Raw genomic sequence first — 1,355 nt, forward strand, 5'->3', positions numbered from 1 at the left:
TAACTTTGTTTTAGGGCGACTGCCCTGCTGCGTAACATCGTTGCTGCTCCATAACATCAAACATCGACCCACGGCGTAACGCGCTTGCTGCTTGGATGCCCGAGGCATAGACTGTACAAAAAAACAGTCATAACAAGCCATGAAAACCGCCACTGCGCCGTTACCACCGCTGCGTTCGGTCAAGGTTCTGGACCAGTTGCGTGAGCGCATACGCTACTTGCATTACAGCTTACGAACCGAACAGGCTTATGTCCACTGGGTTCGTGCCTTCATCCGTTTCCACGGTGTGCGTCACCCGGCAACCTTGGGCAGCAGCGAAGTCGAGGCATTTCTGTCCTGGCTGGCGAACGAGCGCAAGGTTTCGGTCTCCACGCATCGTCAGGCATTGGCGGCCTTGCTGTTCTTCTACGGCAAGGTGCTGTGCACGGATCTGCCCTGGCTTCAGGAGATCGGAAGACCTCGGCCGTCGCGGCGCTTGCCGGTGGTGCTGACCCCGGATGAAGTGGTTCGCATCCTCGGTTTTCTGGAAGGCGAGCATCGTTTGTTCGCCCAGCTTCTGTATGGAACGGGCATGCGGATCAGTGAGGGTTTGCAACTGCGGGTCAAGGATCTGGATTTCGATCACGGCACGATCATCGTGCGGGAGGGCAAGGGCTCCAAGGATCGGGCCTTGATGTTACCCGAGAGCTTGGCACCCAGCCTGCGCGAGCAGCTGTCGCGTGCACGGGCATGGTGGCTGAAGGACCAGGCCGAGGGCCGCAGCGGCGTTGCGCTTCCCGACGCCCTTGAGCGGAAGTATCCGCGCGCCGGGCATTCCTGGCCGTGGTTCTGGGTTTTTGCGCAGCACACGCATTCGACCGATCCACGGAGCGGTGTCGTGCGTCGCCATCACATGTATGACCAGACCTTTCAGCGCGCCTTCAAACGTGCCGTAGAACAAGCAGGCATCACGAAGCCCGCCACACCGCACACCCTCCGCCACTCGTTCGCGACGGCCTTGCTCCGCAGCGGTTACGACATTCGAACCGTGCAGGATCTGCTCGGCCATTCCGACGTCTCTACGACGATGATTTACACGCATGTGCTGAAAGTTGGCGGTGCCGGAGTGCGCTCACCGCTTGATGCGCTGCCGCCCCTCACTAGTGAGAGGTAGGGCAGCGCAAGTCAATCCTGGCGGATTCACTACCCCTGCGCGAAGGCCATCGGTGCCGCATCGAACGGCCGGTTGCGGAAAGTCCTCCCTGCGTCCGCTGATGGCCGGCAGCAGCCCGTCGTTGCCTGATGGATCCAACCCCTCCGCTGCTATAGTGCAGTCGGCTTCTGACGTTCAGTGCAGCCGTCTTCTGAAAACGACA

Annotated in this window: 1 protein-coding gene; it reads left to right on the forward strand. The window is 60.2% G+C overall.

Annotated features, from left to right (window positions below; all coding sequences use genetic code 11):
- Window positions 1-139: 139 nt before the first annotated feature.
- Complete coding sequence (intI1, locus tag PG883_RS23465; RefSeq protein ID WP_000845048.1) at window positions 140-1,153, forward strand: class 1 integron integrase IntI1; 1,014 nt, start codon at window positions 140-142, stop codon at window positions 1,151-1,153.
- Window positions 1,154-1,355 lie beyond the last annotated feature (202 nt).

Source organism: Aeromonas sp. QDB25, assembly GCF_027707725.1.
GTDB classification, from domain to species: Bacteria; Pseudomonadota; Gammaproteobacteria; order Enterobacterales; family Aeromonadaceae; genus Aeromonas; species Aeromonas caviae.

Bases quoted from the DNA above. Each gene is read 5' to 3' on its own strand.
- intI1 (WP_000845048.1), top strand. From the start codon at position 140: ATGAAAACCGCCACTGCGCCGTTACCACCGCTGCGTTCGGTCAAGGTT.